This is a genomic window from Pedococcus sp. P3_C7 (genome assembly GCF_056402615.1).
This window is the reverse complement of the sequence record NZ_JBFUHC010000002.1, coordinates 144,621-163,068: the sequence shown is the minus strand read 5'-3', so window position 1 is coordinate 163,068 and position 18,448 is coordinate 144,621. Positions and strand designations below refer to the sequence as shown.

At 71.6% G+C, this 18,448-nt stretch carries 7 protein-coding genes; 4 read left to right on the top strand and 3 right to left on the bottom strand.

What is annotated here, in order from left to right; all coding sequences use genetic code 11:
- Positions 1-28: 28 nt before the first annotated feature.
- The 4 genes from AC1DS4_RS03930 (at position 29) to AC1DS4_RS03915 (ending at position 13,252) form a co-directional block, all read left to right on the top strand.
- Positions 29-4,222: an nSTAND1 domain-containing NTPase gene (locus AC1DS4_RS03930; RefSeq protein WP_477633064.1), complete on the top strand. Its 4,194-nt coding sequence runs from the start codon at positions 29-31 to the stop codon at positions 4,220-4,222.
- 4 nt (positions 4,223-4,226) lie between these two features.
- On the top strand, positions 4,227-8,453 hold the full coding sequence (locus AC1DS4_RS03925; protein ID WP_477633063.1) for an nSTAND1 domain-containing NTPase: 4,227 nt from the start codon (positions 4,227-4,229) through the stop codon (positions 8,451-8,453).
- A gap of 17 nt (positions 8,454-8,470) precedes the next feature.
- Positions 8,471-8,995, top strand: coding sequence for a 2'-5' RNA ligase family protein (locus tag AC1DS4_RS03920; RefSeq protein WP_477614701.1), 525 nt, complete (start codon positions 8,471-8,473; stop codon positions 8,993-8,995).
- Positions 8,996-9,085: 90 nt separating this feature from the next.
- Entirely contained in the window at positions 9,086-13,252 is a 4,167-nt protein-coding gene (locus AC1DS4_RS03915) for an nSTAND1 domain-containing NTPase (protein ID WP_477633062.1), read from the top strand.
- Here the strand turns inward: AC1DS4_RS03915 and AC1DS4_RS03910 are convergent.
- From AC1DS4_RS03910 to mfd, 3 genes are read right to left on the bottom strand one after another with little or no spacing between them, the layout of a single operon-like run.
- Positions 13,210-14,226, bottom strand: a complete 1,017-nt coding sequence (locus tag AC1DS4_RS03910; protein WP_477633061.1) for a MazG family protein — start codon at positions 14,224-14,226, stop codon at positions 13,210-13,212. The two genes, AC1DS4_RS03915 and AC1DS4_RS03910, sit on opposite strands and share 43 nt — an antisense overlap.
- 6 nt (positions 14,227-14,232) lie before the next feature.
- The gene (locus AC1DS4_RS03905; protein WP_477614698.1) at positions 14,233-14,757 is read right to left on the bottom strand and encodes a SurA N-terminal domain-containing protein; all 525 of its coding nucleotides are present in this window, start codon (positions 14,755-14,757) and stop codon (positions 14,233-14,235) included.
- Positions 14,758-14,793: 36 nt separating this feature from the next.
- Positions 14,794-18,390, bottom strand: coding sequence for a transcription-repair coupling factor (gene mfd, locus AC1DS4_RS03900; RefSeq protein ID WP_477633060.1), 3,597 nt, complete (start codon positions 18,388-18,390; stop codon positions 14,794-14,796).
- Between the last annotated feature and the right edge of the window lie 58 nt (positions 18,391-18,448).

Here is an 18,448-nt window from a genome sequence, read left to right as displayed (position 1 = left end):
GGACCAGCATGGGTCGACCGTCAGGGGTATGGGTATCGGCGTCCTCGGCCCCCTGGAGCTCGACGGAGCGGAGTCCGCTCTCGGGCTGCGAGACCGCGTCGTGCTGCAGGCACTCGCTGTGCGCCACGGACTGCCGGTCAGCGCCGACACCCTCGCCGAGGCGCTGTGGGGCGAGAGCCCTCCGAGCTCCTGGACCAAGATCGTCCAGGGATGCGTCGTCCGACTGCGCAAGGCACTGGGCGCTGACACCATCGAGACCTCGACCCAGGGCTACCGGCTCCAGGTCCACCGTGACCACCTCGACCACGTCCGCTTCGAACACCTCCTGGACCGGGGCCGTCAGCTGACGGGCGCCCGCGAACCCGACCGCGCGGCATACCTGTTGCGTGAGGCGCTCGAACTCTGGCGAGGCGAGCCGTTCGCCGAGCTGGTCGAGTGGGCGCCCGGTCGCGCGGAAGCCGAGCGGCTCGTCGAGCTGCGGCACGACGCCGAGGACCTCCTCACCGAAGCCCAGCTGCTGGCCGGGCGCTACGGCGACGTCCTGGGTGAGCTGCACCGCATGGTCATCCAGCAACCCACCCGTGAGCGGCGGTGGGGCCTCCTCGCCCTCGCGCAGTACCAGGCCGGCCGTCAGGCGGAGGCGCTGGCGACCCTCCAGCGTGCCCGCGCCACCCTCGTCAACGAGTTCGGGCTCGACCCGGGACCACAGCTCGCCGAGCTCGAGAAGGCGATCCTGCGCCAGGACCCCGCCCTGGTCAGCGAGGGCGCCGCACCCGAGACGGAGGCGGTCTGTCCCTACCTCGGACTGGTCGCCTACGACGTCGATGACGCCTCGGCATACTTCGGTCGCGAAGCGGACGTGGTGGCCTGTCTGCAACGGCTCGACGCGGTCGGCGTCCTGGCCGTGGTGGGGCCGTCCGGATGTGGCAAGTCCTCGCTGATCCGGGCAGGGGTCGCCGCGGCGCTGGCGCGCGACGGCCACGCCCTGAAGATCGTCACGCCAGGAGCCCACCCGGAGGAGGTGCTGGCCCAGGCGCCGTCGCGGGCCGGCGCGGTGTTCGTGGTCGACCAGTGCGAGGAAACCCTGAGCCTGCCGGAGGCCTCCCCGGAGCGCGAAGCGTTCTTCGCGGGACTGGTCCAGTTCGCTGCACGTGGTCGGCTCGTCCTCTCGCTGCGCGCCGACCGGCTCGGGGAGCTCGCTGTGCATCCCGAGTTCGCGCACCTGGCGGAGAAGGGGCTCTACCTGTTGGGCGGCATGGGAGCTGTCGAGCTGCGCAGCGCGATCGAGGGTCCTGCCGCGCAGGCGGGGCTGAGGCTGGAGCCGGGGCTGGTGGACCTGCTCGTGCGCGAGGTCGAGGGGTCACCGGGGGCGCTGCCGCTCCTGTCTCACGTGCTGCGCCAGACCTGGCGGCGCCGCGAGGGCGGCACGCTGACCGTGCAGGGGTATGCAGCGACCGGAGGTGTGCGCGAAGCCGTCGCCCAGTCCGCCGAGCGGCTCTACCGCGAGCTGTCCGTGAGTCAGCAGGGCATGCTCCGCGACCTCATGGTGCGGCTGGTCTCATCGGACGATGCCGGTGAACCCGTGCGCACCCGGGTTTCGCGACGGGTCGCGGCCTCGGATGAGGAGCACACCGCGGTGGTGGAGGCGCTGGTGGGCGCTCGGCTGCTGAGCAGCGACGGAGACACCGTCGAGATCGCCCACGAGTCCCTGGCCGTCGCCTGGCCGCGGCTGCGTTCGTGGCTGGACGACGACGTCGACGGACTGCGGATCATGCGGCACCTCACCGTGGCCGCCGAGAGCTGGGACCAGCTGGCACGACCCGACAGCGAGCTCTACCGCGGGGTCCGGCAGGCCCGCGCAGCGGAGTGGCGACGCGGACACGACCCGGAGCTGACGCCGACAGAGCGGGCGTTCCTCGACGCCTCCGCCGAGCTGGCCGAGACCGAGCAGCGCGCGACGGAGGAGCAGGTCCGCCGGGAACGCCGCTCCAACCAACGACTTCGCGCCGGACTCGCCGCGGTCGCCGTGCTCCTCGCGGTGGCGATCGTCGCCGGGGCGTTCGCGAAGACCGCAGCCGACCAAGCCGAGCGGCAGTCGCAGTCGGCTGACGCTCGCCGCCTCGGGGCCGAAGCCCTCCGGTCACAGGAGATAGACCGGGCACTGCTGCTGGGGGTCGCAGGTGCGCGGCTCGACCAGACGACCGACACGGTGAACAACCTGACCGGAGTGCTCGACCGCGTGCCGCAGCTCGTCGGTGCCGTCCGCAGGACCGCCCAGTCCTCCGTGTCGGTGAGCCCAGATGGGGCTCACGTTGCGATCGGCGAGGTGATCCGGGGCGTGACCATCCTTGACGCCGTGACACTCGAGGAGAAGGCGCGGAACCATGACATCCCGGTGGCGGGGGTTCGCTACAACCCAGCCGGGGCGACCCTTGCCGTGGCCGTCAATCCGTGGACTCCGACCAGCGTTGCCCGGGTGGACCCTGTGCCGCTGCGGATACTCGATGCTGCCACGGCACGACTGCTACCGGATCAGCCGGGCGGGACCCCCAAGGGTCGCGTCCTGCACCACTCGTTCGGGTTCAGTCCCGACGGGCGCTGGCTGGCCGCAGGCTTCATCTCCCCGATGGGATTCCCAGCCGACTCCGTCGTGCAGGTCTGGGACACCACCGCCCTCGCACGTCCGAAGTCCTCGTTCACCGTCCCGTACATCATCTCGTCCCTCCAGATCAGCCGCGGATCCAGCCGGATCTACGCCACCTCGGACAACGGCGACCTTCACCTCCTCGATCCGTCCGCCCGTCGTGAGCTGCGATCGATCCACACAGCCAAGGCGTCAACGATCCCCTTCGGGCCGGTTGCAGTCGCGCCGACTCCTGACGGAGCGCAGCTGGCGGTTCGGGACGCAGGCCAGGTGCGTCTGCTGGACGCCGAGTCGCTGACCACCACTGCGGCCTTTCGGGAGGAGGGCACCATCGGTCTGCCCATAGCCATCGCCCCGGACGGCCAGACCATGGCCTACATGGTGGACGGGACCCCTGTGGTGCGCTCGCTGACCGACCCCGACAGCCCGGGCATCCGCTACCCCTCGGGAGATGCGTTCGAGCCGTGGGGGCTGGCATTCGGAAAGAACGGCGGCACCCTGTTCGCAGCACGGAACGACGGCCTGCTCCTGGCCTGGGACGCCAGCGGCAGCCGCAGGTTCCTGCCCTCCACCCCGCCCCAGTCAGGCAGACTGGAGGCCGTCTACTCATCGTCTCGGGTGTCTCCTGATGGCAAGACCGTCGCCTACCTCACCACCTCGGCAGTCGACGGGACGGTGTTCCTGCAATTCCTCGACGTGCGCACCCACACGCTGGGGCCGGCCATCGGGACCGGCGACAGGTTCGACTACTGGATCGGCCTGGCCTGGCGGCCGGACAGTTCGGCGGTAGCGACCACGTTGGGCACTGAGCGGCTGCGCGTCTGGGACCGCCTCACGGGAGAGCTCATCGAGGAGTACCGAGAACCCGGTGACCGCATCACCACGGCAGAGTTCAGCCGCGACAGATCTCGTCTGGTCATCGGCACCAGGAACGGCTGGGTCAAGTCGGTCGCGGGCGCGGGGCGCCGCAGCGGTCGCGCCGTCCAGGTCAGCACATCCGGACCGGTGACGACCGTGGCTGTCGACGCACACGGAGACCGGGCCGTCGCCAGCACCGACGACGGCATCAGGGTCCTCGACCTTGCCGCCGGCACGGTCACCCGTCGCGCCGAACTGGGCTACACCGCGAACGCCGCCGCCTGGACTCTCGACGGAGCGACCATCGCCCTGAGCGGAGCGGACTTCCGACAGGGGGGCGTGGGTGTCGTGACAACCGTGGACGCCACGACGTTGGCACGCCGGACCACCACGACCGGACGAACCGCAGCCGGCGGAGGGGAGCTCAGGCTCGAGGCCAACGGCAAACGCTTCCTCACCGCCGCGGGAGACCGCGTCGCGCTGTGGGATGCGACGACCGGCGACCTCCTCCGCGCCGTCGGCGTCGACGCCCGCACGGCCGGTGGGTTCGACCAGGATGGGACCACCGTCGTCCTGGCCTCGCCCGCCGCCACGGTCTACCGATGGGATCCCGACCCCGATGCAACCATCAGGGCCGCCTGCCGGATCGCGGGACGCGACCTGACCGACGAGGAGTGGAACACCTACCTGCCCGACCGCGAACGCGTGAAGGTCTGCTGAGACAGTGGGAATCGGCGTCCTGGGTCCATTGGAGCTCGACGGAGCGGAGCCCGCTCTCGGGCTGCGAGACCGCGTCGTGCTGCAGGCCCTGGCCGTGCGTCACGGCCGACCGGTGAGTGCTGACACCCTCGCCAAGGCACTGTGGCGCGACGACCCTCCGACCTCGTGGACCAAGGTCGTCCAGGGATGCGTCGTCCGACTGCGCAAAGCGCTCGGCGCCGACACCATCGAGACCTCGACGCAGGGCTACCGGCTCCAGGTCCATCGCGACCACCTCGACCACCTTCGTTTCGAACACCTCCTGGACCGGGCGCGTCAGCTGACGGCTGGCGGCGAACCGGACCGCGCGGCATACCTGCTGCGTGAGGCGCTCGAGCTCTGGCGAGGCGAGCCGTTCGCCGAGCTGGTCGAGTGGGCACCGGGGCGCGCGGAGGCCGAGCGGCTGGTCGAGCTGCGGCACGACGCCGAGGACCTGCTCACCGAGGCGCAGCTGCGTGCCGGACACCACCGCGAGGCCATCGCGCCGGCGCTGCGCCTCGTCCACGAGCAGCCGATGCGCGAGCGCCGCTGGGGCCTCCTCGCGTTGGCGCAGTACCAGGGCGGCCGCCAGGGCGACGCCCTGCAGACCCTGCAGCAGGCCCGCCGGGTGCTGGTCGACGAGCTCGGACTGGACCCCGGTGACGACCTCGTCGCGCTCGAGCGGGCCATCCTCAACCAGGATCCCTCCCTTGCCGTGGCGGCAGCCATCCCCGAGGCGACGTCCGAGTGCCCCTACCTCGGGCTGGTGGCCTACGACGTCAGCGACGCCGCAGCCTTCTTCGGCCGGGAGGAGGTGACCGCAGCCTGTCTGCGCCGCCTCGACCAGGCCGGCGTGCTCGCGGTGGTGGGACCGTCGGGATCGGGCAAGTCGTCGCTCGCCCGGGCGGGCGTTGCTGCCGCGCTGGAACGCGACGGCCGGGTCGTGCACGTGCTCACGCCGGGCATCCACCCGATGAAGTCCCTGAGCGGCGTCCCCACCCGTCCGGGCACGGTGCTCGTCGTGGACCAGTGCGAGGAGGCCCTCGCCGTCGACGAGGCCTCGCCGGAGCGAGTCGAGTTCTTCGCGGCCCTGGTCGAGTTCGCCCAGCGCCACTCGCTTGTGGTCACGTTGCGCGCGGACCGGCTGGGTGAGCTGTCTCCCCACGGCGACTTCGCACGGCTCGTCGAGTCTGGCCTCTACCTGCTGGGCCCGATGACCGAACCGGACCTGCGGCGGGCCATCGAGGGCCCCGCCGCCCAGGCGGGTCTGCGGCTCGAACCGGGGCTGGTCGACCTGCTCGTGCGCGAGGTCGTGGGGCAGCCCGCCGCCCTCCCGCTCCTGTCCCACGTGCTTCGCCAGACGTGGCGCCACCGCGAGGGCGGCACCCTGACGGTCGAGGGGTATGCCGCGACGGGTGGCCTTCGCGAGGCGGTGGCCCAGTCCGCAGAGGGGGTGTTCCGCGCACTGGACCCGGAGCGCCAGGCGATGCTCCGGGACCTGATGCTGAGGCTGGTGACGCCTGACGAGGGCGGTGACCCGGTGCGCACCCGGGTTCCTCGTCGGTCGGTCACCGGGGACGAGCAACACCTGAAGCTGGTGGAGCAGCTGGTCGGAGCTCGGCTCTTGGCCACGGACGGGGACACCGTGGAGATCGCGCACGAGTCCCTCGCGGCGGCGTGGCCGCGCCTGCGGTTGTGGCTGGATGAGGACGTCGACGGGTTGCGCACGCTACGCCACCTCACGGTCGCGGCCGAGAGCTGGGACGAGCTCGGTCGCCCTGACAGCGAGCTGTACCGCGGCGTCCGCCAGGCGCGCGCGGCTGAATGGCACCAGCGGGCCAGTGCCACGCTGACGGACATCGAACGTGACTTCCTGCACGACTCTGCCGCGCTGGCGGAGAAGGAGCAACGGGCCACCGAGGCGCAGGTGCGGCGGGAGCGGCAGCTCAACCAGCGGCTCCGCCTCGGTCTGGCGGCTGTCGCGGCCCTGCTGGCCGTCGCGATCGTCGCCGGGGCTGTGGCGTTCACCGCCCGGGACAAAGCCGACCGCCAAGCCGCGGCGGCGTCCGCGAAGGCGCGTGCCGCGGACGCCCGTCGTCTCGGTGCGGAGGCACTGCGGTCCGACGAGGTCGACCGGTCGCTGCTCCTCGCCGCGGCGGGGGTCTCGCTGGACGACTCCGTGGACACGCGGACGAACCTGCTGGCCACCCTCGACCGCGCCCCGGCGCTCACCGGAAGCGCTCGAAGCGCCGGCAGGATCTTCCACCTGGCGGTCAACACCGCAACGGACCAGGTGGCGGTCATGGCCGCTGACGGCACCGGACTCGAGCTCTATGACGGACCGACCCTGCGCCGTGTCTCGCTGCCGGAGAAGCTCGTCGGCGGATCGGTCGTCGCCCGACCGGATGGACAGGGCTACGCGGTGACGATCTCGGGCGACCTGGTCGAGGACGGGAAGGAGCCGCCCGTCCTGCTGCTGGACCGAACCGGCGCCCGGTCCGCGGTCCAGCTGGGGGGCATCCCCGCCCGGTACCAGGTCCTCGACATGGGCTTCCCCCGCCGCTGGTACCTCGGATACTCCCCCACCAGTCGATGGTTCGCGGTGTCCCTCGTGCGCATGCCGGAGGACGGACGCACCCTCACCTTCGTCTGGGACCTCAAGTCCCCCAGCCGGCCGGTGGCACGGCTCGAGCTCGGGTGGGTGGGCAGCGCGGCGACCATCAGCCCGGACGGGCGCACCTTGTTCTCGGGCGCCTACGGCCTGGACCTCGTGCCCGGTGGGAAGGGCCGCCTCCTCGTCACCGATCTCCCCACTGGCAGGACGCGCCGGTCCCTGGCCCCGGCCGACCTCGCGGTCCGTCAGCTGGACGACGTGCTGGCGCAGAGCCCCGACGGCCGGACCCTGGCGGTGGGTGCCGGCGTCGAGGTGGTCCTGGTGGACACCGCCACCCTGAAGGCGCGAGCCCACCTCTCCGGACAGGGCGCGACCCAGGCCCTGGCCTTCTCGCCGGACGGCACCCACCTGGCGGCGAGCGGCGACCGCCTGACCGTGTGGGACCTGAGTGGGGACGATCCGGTGGAGGTGCTTGCCCAGGACGGGGACGCCGACGACCCTGCGTTCAGCCGCGACGGGAAGACCCTCTACACCAAGACCATCGGGGGACTCATCCAGGCGTGGGACCTCGCCGGCAACCGCCGCTTCCTCCCGGCGGGGCCCAGTGAGCACCTGGACTGGCCCGACTACTGGGGCCGGTTCTCCCCTGACCGGTCCAAGGTCGCCTACGTGCGAAACGGACCTCGGTTCCGCGTCCGTGACGTCGCGACCGGCAAGCTCGGTCCGGAGATCGCCCCCGCCATGGCGCAGGGGGGCTACATGGACATCGCCTGGCACCCCGACAGCACCATCCTCAACATGACCTCCGGTGACCCGTCGGTCCGGACCTGGGACAGCACCACAGGCCGTCAGCTCGCCGAACGACGGCTTGCACCCGCTCCGTCCGACGAAGCTGCCGCCGTCGCCTTCTTCAGCCTCGACGGGAAGTACCTGCTCGTCGGCAGCAGTGCGGGGCGGCTCCACGTGCTCGACGCCCACACGCTCGTCCCCGCCCGAGAACCGATCCAGGTGTACAAGAAGGCGGAAGGCGAGCCTGATCCGCAAGCAGTCGAGAACTTCGTCCCGAGCGGGGACCACCACACGGCATACCTCAACGACGCCATCGTGGACTATGTCGCCGGGACGGTCCGTCCGATGCCGGACCTCGGCTTCCCGGTGGTGGACCTGTATCCGTCGCCCGACGGAAAGCGCTTGATCGTGGGCACCGGCCCGACAGGGACCGGGTTGCTCGACGCCACGACGATGACGTGGATCTCCCGACCGAGCGCGGCCCAGGCCGGGCTGGTGGGTTACCTGACCTCGTGGAGCGAGGACGGGGCGCTGGTCGCCAGTGTCAACGACGGCCACCTGAGCTACTGGGACGGACGGAAGGGCACCTTCCTCGGCACGGCGAGCGTGCCGTCGCCAGGGGCCCCGGCCTTCTCCGCGGACGACAGACGACTCCTCTTCGCGGGCGACGACGGCTCCCTCCTCAGCTGGGACCTCGACCCCCGCTCGTGGGTCGCGGCAGCCTGCCGGCTCGCAGGGCGCGCCCTGACCGAGCAGGAGTGGCACAACTACCTGCCGGAACGCTCGTTCCAGCCGGTCTGCGCCTCCTGACCAAGCAGAATGCCAGTGTGGCGCTCGCCGTCTGCCTCCTCTTCGACCCGGACACCGACCGGGCGATCCGACAGCTCTGGACGGCGCTGGAGGACGCCGGGATCGGCACGTTGCTGAGCCACACCCACCAGCGCCACGTGCCACACCTTTCGTATGCCGTGCTCCGCACCTTCGACGTCGAGGCGGTGGCCGGGGTTGTCGGAGGTCTTGCCGGTGGCCCGGCCCTCGACCTGCGGTTCGACGCCGTGGGGCTGTTCACCCGTGGGCGAGGCGCACTGTTGACGCCGGCCACCCGGGCGCTGCTCGACCGCCACCAGGCCGTGGTCACGGCCGTCAACGGCACCGGGGCGGATCTGCACTGGCACTACCGGCCGGGGCGATGGATTCCCCACTGCAGCCTCACCACCGGGACCAGCCAGGAGCTTCTGCCCACCGCCGCTGTCCGCGCCTTCGACGTGCTGCCCCTGGTCGGGCGGGCGGAGTCGGCAGCGCTGATCGACAGCGGCACCGGCCAGCGCTGGCCACTCGCCACCCTCCCCTGACCCCTTGCCGGTGTCGCCCTCGTGCTCCGCCGGTGTCAACCCGGTGTCAGGCCTGTTGACGCCACCGTTGGGGAGGGTCACTGTCGGGACATGCGCATCGCGCTGCTCGGATCCTTGCAGGTCAACGACGGTCGGACGACTCTCGGTCCGCGCGACCGCGTCATCCTCCAAGCCCTGGCCACCCGACCCGGCACCGAGCTCAGTGCCGAGGCTCTCGCGGAGACGCTGTGGGGCGAGGACCTGCCCGGGACCTGGCAGAAGGTCGTGCAGGGCTGCATCGTCAGGCTTCGCAAGTCCCTCGGCGCGGAGGCGATCCAGACTTCACCGCGTGGCTACCGCTTGGTCCTGCACCAGGACGAGGTGGACCACCTCCACTTCGAGCACCTCCTCTCTCGGGCTCGCGAGCTGCTGGCGAACGGGGAGCCCGAGCGGGCCCTCTACGTGTCGGGACAGGCCCGGGAGCTCTGGCGCGGGGAGCCGCTCGTCGAGCTCGCGGACTGGGGCCCGGGCAGGGTCGAGGCCGAGCGGCTCGTCGAGCTCTGGCGCGACGCCGAGGACCTCCACGCAGAAGCGGGCCTGAGGTCCGGTCGCTACCAGGACGTCCTCGGAGACGCCCTGCGCATGGTGGCCGAGCAGCCGACCCGCGAACGGCGCTGGGGCCTGCTGGCCCTCGCGCAGTACCAGGCGGGTCGGCAGGGGGATGCCCTCCAGACCCTGCACCGCGCCAAGGCAACCCTCGTCAACGAGCTGGGCCTCGACCCCGGCCCAGAGCTCGCCCAGCTGGAGCAGGCGATCCTGCGCCAGGACCCTTCGCTGGCCGCCGAGACGGTCCTGCCGCCAACCAGTGCCGAGTGCCCCTACCTCGGCCTGGTTGCCTACGACGTCGCCGACGCCCCGGCGTTCTTCGGTCGCGAAGCCGACATCTCCGCGTGCCTGCGGCGCCTTGACGAAGGCCACGTCCTAGCCGTGGTCGGGCCTTCTGGATGTGGCAAGTCATCCTTGGCCCGTGCCGGCGTCGCGGCCGCGCTGGAGCGGGACGGACGCCGGGTCAGGGTGTTCTCTCCCGGCATTCACCCCACCGACTCACTGGCCGCCACGAACCCCCGCGCGACCGACGTCCTCGTCGTCGACCAGTGCGAGGAGGCTCTCTCGCTCGACCCCGACTCGAGCGAGCGCACGGAGTTCTTCGACCAGCTCGTCGCCTTCGCCACGCGAGGGCGCGGCGTCCTGGTCATCTCGCTCCGGGCGGACCGGCTCGGCGAGCTCTCCGCGCACCCGGAGTTCGCCCGACTCGTCGAACGCGGGTTGTACCTGCTCGGTGGCATGACCCAGCCCGACCTGCGGCTCGCGATCGAGGGGCCAGCAGCGCAGGCCGGACTGCGGCTCGAGCCCGGCCTCGTCGACCTGCTCGTCCGCGAGGTCCAGGACGAACCGGCTGCCCTCCCGCTGCTGTCCCACGTCCTGCGCCAGACCTGGAAACGACGCGAGGGCCAGACGCTGACCGTTGCCGGCTACACCGCCACGGGCGGTATCCGGGAGGCGGTCTCCCAGTCGGCCGAGGGCCTCTTCCGCGACCTCACGCCCGGGCAGCAGGGGGTGCTCCGCGACCTCATGGTGCGGCTCGTCGCCCCCGACGACCTCGGCGAACCGGTCCGCCAGCGGGTCCCACGCCGCTCGGTCGCCACCGACGAAGACCACACCCTGCTGATCGAGCGGCTGGTTGGCGCCCGCCTGCTCAGCACCGACGGCGAGACGGTGGAGATCGCCCACGAGGCGTTGGCCATGGCGTGGCCGCGGCTGCGGTCGTGGCTGGACGACGACGTCGACGGACTGCGCATCATGCGCCACCTCTCCGTCGCGGCGACCAGCTGGGACGACCTCGGCCGTCCCGACAGCGAGCTCTACCGGGGCGTGAGGCAGGCCCGGGCGGTCGAGTGGCGCGACGGTGCCAACCCGTCCCTCACCAGCGCAGAGCAGGACTTCCTGACCGCGGGAGCCACTCTTGCCGACACCGAACAGCGTGCGACCGAGGAACAGGTGCGACGCGAACGCCGCTCCAACCAGCGTCTCCGCGCCGGGCTGGCTGCCGTCGCCGCCTTGCTGGCCGTCGCCATCGTGGCCGGGGCGCTGGCCAAGACCGCCGCGGACCGGGCCGACCAACAGGCCCTCGTGGCCGACGCCCGACGCCTCGGGGCCGAGGCGCTGCGGACCGACGACCTCGACCGCTCCCTGCTGCTCGCCGCCGCGGCGGTCACGCTCGACGACACGGTGGACACCCGGAACGCGCTGTTGGCGACCCTGGACCGGGCCCCGGCGCTGATCGGCAGCGTGCGCAGCAGAGGTCGCGTCTTCAGCATGGACGTCAACAACTCCACCGGCCAGGTCGCGACCGCCGCGTCCGACGACGTGGGGCTCGAGCTGCGCGACGGCCGGACCCTGGACCCGGTCTCCACCCCGGCGAAGATCCTCGGGGTCGCGGTGGCCGCCAGCCCGGACGACGGTCGCTACGCCGTGTCGATGTGGACGGACCTGGTCGAGAGCGGCGGCGAGCCCCCCGTCGTCCTCCTCGAGAAGTCCGGAGCTCGGTCTGCCACGCAGCTCGGCGGCTTCCCGCCCGGGTACCACGCGTTCCAGAACCTGGGATTCAGCCCCAACGGCCGCTGGCTGGTGGTCTCGATGTCGCACCTGCACGGCGAGAAGGGAGACGTCACCGCAGTGTGGGACCTGCGCTCGCCTGCCCAACCCGTGGCAACCCTGCAGCTGGGCGACGGGGTAGTCCCGAATGTCAGTCCCGACGGCCGCACCCTCTACTCGACCAACCCGGGCGGCGGACGGCTGGTGGTGACCGAGCTCCCGAGCGGCCGGACGCGACGGGTGATCGAGGCCCGTGATCTCGGCGTGCGCCAGCTCGAGGAGTCGCTGATGCTGAGCCCGAACGGTCGGCTGCTGGCCGTCGGTGCCGGGGTGGAGACCGTCCTGGTGGACACTGCCACGCTCCGGCCGCAGACCTACCTGTCCGGACAGGGCCCGCGGAGCGGAGTGGCCTTCTCCCGCGACGGCACGCGGGTGGCGGCCGCGGGAGACCGGCTGATGGTCTGGGCGCTCGAAGGGCACGGTGCCCGCGAGATCCTCGCCCAGGACAGCCCCGTCGGCAGCCCACGGTTCAGCCTCGACGGGCGGACCCTGTACACCAGCACGTTCGCCGGGCTGGTCCAGGCCTGGGACCTCGAGGGGGACCGGCGGTTCCTCGCCTCGAGGGCCGGGGAGTCCCCGGGCATGGGCGAACCCCTCGTCCGGGTCTCCCCCGATGGCGACAAGGTGGGCTATGTCGAGGGGGGCCCAGCGCTCCGGATCCGCGACGCCGCCACGGGGAAGCTGGGTCCGTTGATGCGGCCCGAGATGCGCCAGCGGAGCTACATCGACCTCGCCTGGCACCGCGACAACAAGACCCTGAACATCACCACCGGTGACCCGGTGGTCCGCACGTTCGACGCCGCCACCGGCCGGGTGCTTGCCGCACACCAGCTTGCGTCGACGGACTCGAGCGAGGGCGCCGCGATCGCCTTCTTCAGCCTCGACGGGAAGTACCTGCTCGTCGGCAGCACCACCGGGAGGCTGCACGTCCTGGACGCCCACACCCTGGCGCCGGCACGTGAGCCAATCCAGGTGCGCGAGCACAAGCCGGGCCCGCCGGAGGGGCTGGCCCTGTCAGGGTTCATGCCCAGCGGCGACCTCCACAGCGTCTACACCAACGACCTCATCGTGGACTACGTCACCGGAAAGGTCTGGCCGATGCCCGACCTCGGCGCCACCGTGCAGCTCGCGGTCCCCTCGCCGGATGGCAGCCGCCTGCTCGTGGACCTGGGCGACGCCGGTGTCGGCCTGCTCGACGCCGCCTCCTTGACGTGGATCTCCCGTCCCAACGCCGCACAGGCGCACCTGGTCGGCTACTTCACCAAGTTCAGTGACGACGGCACCCTCGTGGCGAGCGTGGCCGAGGGCAAGCTGAGCCACTGGGACGCCCGCACCGGGGCGTACCTCGGCTCCGCGACGGTGAATGAGGATGGCGACCCTGCCTTCACGAAGGACAACAGCCACATCCTCTTCGCCGGAAGCAGCGGGACCGTGCTCACCTGGACCATTGCCCCCCAGTCCTGGTTGGCCACGGCCTGCCGACTGGCCGGGCGTCCGCTCACCGAGCAGGAGTGGCGCAACTACCTGCCGGATCGCCCGTTCGTGCCGGTCTGCTCGTCCTGACCGAGGTCGCGCAGCGCCTGCCGCAGGACCTCCTCGGCCGAGACACCCTGAGCCCGCGCCTCGGCGACGAGGGCGAGCAGCCGTGCCGCCAGGTCCCCCTCGGGGTCACCCACCGCGGACAGGTCGCCTCCGGTCCGCTCCCAGCGCGCCAGCACCTTGTCGGCGGCGAGCAGGCTGGGCAACGACCTGGGTATGCCGTGGAGCAGCCCCTGGTGCCCGTCCTCACCGCCGCCGTGCGGCGCCTTCGCCGCGCGCTCGGCGGCCTTGATCTGCTCCCACGCCTGCTCCACCTCCGCCGGGGTGGAGGCGTCGCCGTCGGCAAAGACGTGGGGGTGCCGGCGGACCAGCTTCTCGATGATCGCGCCGGCGACGTCGTCGACGTCGAAGGGCTCGGTGTCGTGCTCCTGGGCCACGCGGGCCTGGAAGACCACCTGGAGCAGCACGTCGCCGAGCTCCTCGCGGATGTGGTCGCGGTCGCCGGACTCGATCGCCTCCGCTGCCTCGTGGCTCTCCTCGATGAGGTACTTCACCAGCGACTCGTGGGTCTGCTCGGCGTCCCAGGGGCAGCCGCCGGGCGACCGGAGCCGGTCCATGACGGCCACGAGGTCGAGCAGCCGCGAGCCGGGAACGTCCCAGGACGCCACGAGCACCTCCACCTCCGGCGGCGCACCCAGCCGGGACACCTCCGAGGCGATCGCGTCGGTGAGCCCCGGGTCCCCGTGGGCCGAGGACACCCAGACGACGTCGGCCGGCTGTGCAGCGGCATCCATGAGGGTGCGCGCCAGCTCGGGCGGGGCGACGTCACCGAGGTGACGCACCGGCATACCCGCCTCTGACACGGCGTCGGCCAGTGGTTCGCTCTCGTCGCGCGCGAGGATCTGGTCCGCGGCGTCCAGTGCCTGCCACGCGGCTCGGGTGAAGAGGCCGGCTGCGATCCTCGGGCTGCCGACCAGCAGGGTCAGCCGACCCGGCACCTGGTCTCAGCCCGCGGGGGTGGTGGCAGGTGCCGGCTGCGTCGGCTCGGCCTTGATCCAGTTGGGCTGGCTGACGTCGAAGCGGACGTTCTTGGCGTCGAAGGTGCCGTAGCGCGGGTTGAGCGTCACCTTCGCCTTGGAGGCGAGCTCGACGACCTTGCCCTGCTCCACGCTGGTCAGCTGCTGGGACGACAGGCTCGACTTCACGAGCTCGAGGGTGGCCGGCACCGGGTCCACGATGTTGGCGATGGCGGCCTTGGCCGCGGAGTCGGACAGGCCCTTGCCGGACTCCTCGGCGACCTGGTTGATGAAGGAGGCCATCACCAGGCTCGAGAGAGCGCTGGCCGTGTTGAGCGACGAGTCGGGGTAGGCCTTGGTGATCTGGGTGGTGGCCTCCTGGACCTCCTGCTCGCTGATCCGGTGTCCGTTGACGACCGCGGCGGTGTCGGCGGTCGCACAGCCGGACACGGCCAGCACCCCGACGACGACTGCCGTCACGATCGACCCACGCAGCGCACTCAATGCCTTCACGGACTACATCCTTCACTCGGTACAACGTGTGGTGGCTCAGCGGGCCGAAACCGTGTCCTGACCGGTGGCGACCCGGGCGGCGTCTGCGACGCTGCCCAGCAGCACTCCTCGGATGAGGTCACTGGCCCACTGCAAGACTGCCGTGTCGCGCAGCGGTTGGCCACCCACCCGAGCCGTCATCGGCTTCGGCACCAGAATGGTATGCAGCGCGTCCTTGACGAGCGACTTCGGGTAGAGCCGCTGCAGCCGCAGCTGCGCCGACTCGGGGAGGTCGACCGGCCCGAACCGGACGAAGTTGCCCTGCACCGAGATGTCCGCGACCCCTGCCTGCCGGGCCACCGTGCGCAGCCGAGCCACCTCCATGAGGTTGCGGACCGGCTCGGGCAGCGGGCCGTAGCGGTCGACCAGCTCGGCCTCGATGTCGGCGAGCGCCTGTTCGTCGAGGACGCTGGCCAGCTTCTTGTAGGCCTCGAGGCGCAACCGCTCCCCAGGGACGTACTCGTGGGGAAGGTGGGCATCGACCGGGAGCTCGATCTTGATCTCGCCGGGCGCCGTCTCGCCGTCACCCCGGAAGTCGGCCACCGCTTCTCCGACGAGGCGTACGTAGAGGTCGAAGCCCACGCCGGCGATGTGCCCGGACTGCTCCCCGCCGAGCAGGTTGCCGGCGCCGCGGATCTCGAGGTCCTTCATGGCGATCTGGATGCCGGCACCGAGGTCGGTGTGGCTGGCCATGGTCTGCAGCCGGTCGTGGGCCGTCTCGGTCATCGGCTTCTCGGGTGGGTAGAGGAAGTAGCAGTAGGCCCGCTCGCGGCCTCGCCCGACCCGGCCGCGGAGCTGGTGCAGCTGGGAGAGGCCGAGGACGTCGGAGCGCTCGACGATGAGCGTGTTGGCGTTGGAGATGTCGAGGCCGGTCTCGACGATCGTCGTGCAGACCAGCACGTCGAACTTCTTGTCCCAGAAGTCGAGGACGACCTGCTCCAGCCTGTGCTCGCCCATCTTGCCGTGGGCGGTCGCCACGCGGGCCTCCGGCACGAGCTCGCGGATGCGGCTGGCGGCGCGCTCGATCGTCGACACCTTGTTGTGGACGAGGAAGACCTGCCCCTCGCGGAGCAGCTCGCGCCGGATGGCGGCCACGATCTGCTTCTCGTCGTAGGCACCGACATAGGTCAGGACCGGGTGCCGCTCCTCAGGAGGCGTGGCCAGCGTCGACATCTCGCGTATGCCGGTCACGGCCATCTCGAGCGTGCGCGGGATGGGGGTGGCCGACATGGCGAGCACGTCGACGGCGGTCCGCAGGGTCTTGAGCTGTTCCTTGTGCTCGACGCCGAAGCGCTGTTCCTCGTCGATGACGACGAGCCCGAGGTCCTTGTACTGGATCGTGCCGCCGAGCAGCCGGTGCGTTCCGATGACGAGGTCGACGCTGCCGTTGGCGAGGCCGGCGATCGTCTCGCGGGCCTCCTTGTCGCTCTGGAAGCGCGACAGCGGGCGCACGACCACAGGGAACTGCTGGTAGCGCTCGGTGAAGGTCTGCAGGTGCTGCTGGACCAGCAGCGTGGTCGGCACGAGCACGGCCACCTGCTTGCCGTCCTGGATCGCCTTGAACGCGGCGCGCACGGCGATCTCGGTCTTGCCGTAGCCGACGTCTCCGCAGATGAGGCGGTCCATCGGCACGGTGCGCTCCATGTCGGACTTGACCTCGTCGATCGAGCTGAGCTGGTCGGGGGTCTCGACGTAGGAGAACGCGTCCTCGAGCTCACGCTGCCAGGGGGTGTCCGGCGCGAAGGCATGGCCCTTGGTGGCCATCCGGGCCGAGTAGAGCTGGATCAGCTCGGCCGCGATCTGCTTGACGTACTTGCGCGCCCGGCCCTTGGTCTTGGCCCAGTCGCTGCCGCCCATCTTGTTGAGCGTGGGCATCTCGCCACCCACGTAGCGGGTGACCTGGTCGAGCTGGTCGGTGGGCACGAAGAGCCGGTCGCCCGGTTGACCCCGCTTGCCCGGGGCGTACTCGATGAGGAGGTACTCCCGGGTGGCGGCACCGATGGTGCGCTGGACCATCTCGACGAACTTGCCCACACCGTGCTGCTCGTGGACGACGTAGTCGCCCGGCTTGAGCTGGAGCGGGTCCACCTGGTTGCGCCGACGCGATGGCATCTTGCGCATGTCCTTGGTGGAGCCACCCTGCCCCGGCGTGCCGGTGAGGTCGGTCTCGGTGATGAGGGCGAACTTGCTTGCAGGAGAGAGGAACCCGCTGCCGACGCTGCCCGTGGTCAGGTGAACCACGCCGTCGGAGAGGTCGCTCAGGTCGGCGTCGAGCCGCGCGGCGACGGACTCGTCGGCCAGCACCTCGGCGACGCGCCGGGCCAGCCCCGGCCCCTCGGTGACGACCACGACCCGCCAGCCGTCGGCGACCCAGCGCTGGAGGTCGGCGACGGCATCCGGGGTGCTGCCGCGGTACCGCGGCGCCTCCTCCAGGCCGGTGTTCACCACCACCGAGTCGCCCACGGCGAGCTCCTGGTCGGCGACGAACGGGCCGAGGTCCCACCACGGCATACCGGAGCCCTGGGCGTGGGCGCGGAGGTCGGCGAGGCTCCAGAACGAGGCGGTGCCCAGGATCCCCTGCAGGTCGATCGGCACGGTGTTGCCGACGGCGGCGTTGGCCCAGCCGGCCTCGAGGAACTCCTGGCTCGTGGCCACGAGGTCGTGGGCGCGGGTGCGCACGCGTTCGGGGTCGCACAGGACCACGGCGGTGCCGTCGCGCAGGGTGTCGAGGACGCTCTCCATCCCGTCGACCAGGGCTGGGGCGAGGGACTCCATGCCCTCGACGGCGATGCCCTCGGCGAGCTTGGCGAGCAGGTCGACCGCTCCGGGCAGCTGGTCCATCAGGGCGGCGGCTCGAGCGCGCACCGAGTCGGTCAGCAGCACCTCGCGACAGGGCGGGGCCCAGAGCCCGTGCTCGGCGACCTCGAGGCTGCGCTGGTCGGCGACCTTGAACCAGCGGATCTCCTCGACCGTGTCGCCCCAGAACTCGACCCGCACCGGGTGGTCCTCGGTGGGCGGGAAGACATCGAGGATGCCGCCACGGACCGCGAACTCCCCGCGCCGCTCCACGAGGTCGGTGCGCGTGTATGCCGCGGCCGCGAGGTGCTCGACGACCTCCTCGAGGGGCGCGTCGTCGCCGGCCTTGAGGGCGACCGGGGCGAGGTCACCCAGGCCCTGCGAAACCGGTTGCAGCACGGCCCGCACCGGGGCCACGACGACGTCGAGCGGGCCGTAGGTCGGGTCGGAGGAGTCGGGGTGCTTGAGCCGGCGCAGCACGGCCAGCCGCTTGCCGACGGTGTCGCTGCGCGGGCTGAGCCGCTCGTGGGGCAGGGTCTCCCAGGCCGGGAACTCGGCCACGCGGTCGTGGTCGAGGAAGCACCCGAGCGCCGCGACCAGGTCCTCGGCCTCGCGCGTCGTCGCCGTCACCGCGAGGATCGGCCGACCACTGTCGCGGGCCAGCGCCGCGATGAGGGCCGGCCTGGCACCGGCCGTGACGGCCAGGTCGGCGACCGGCTCTCCCGCGCGGGCGACCGCGAGAGCCCGACCGACGGCGGCATCGGCACCGAGGAGGTCGAGCAGCGGGGCGAGGGTCATGACGAGGCTCCTGGAGACAGCTTGGCGGGGGCGCAGCGGCCGCGTGGACAGCACGAAA

Excerpts from the sequence above, each read along its gene's own strand:
- AC1DS4_RS03930 (WP_477633064.1), top strand. The coding sequence starts at position 29 with ATGGGTATCGGCGTCCTCGGCCCCCTGGAGCTCGACGGAGCGGAGTCC.
- AC1DS4_RS03915 (WP_477633062.1), top strand. The coding sequence starts at position 9,086 with ATGCGCATCGCGCTGCTCGGATCCTTGCAGGTCAACGACGGTCGGACG.
- mfd (WP_477633060.1), bottom strand. The coding sequence starts at position 18,390 with ATGACCCTCGCCCCGCTGCTCGACCTCCTCGGTGCCGATGCCGCCGTC.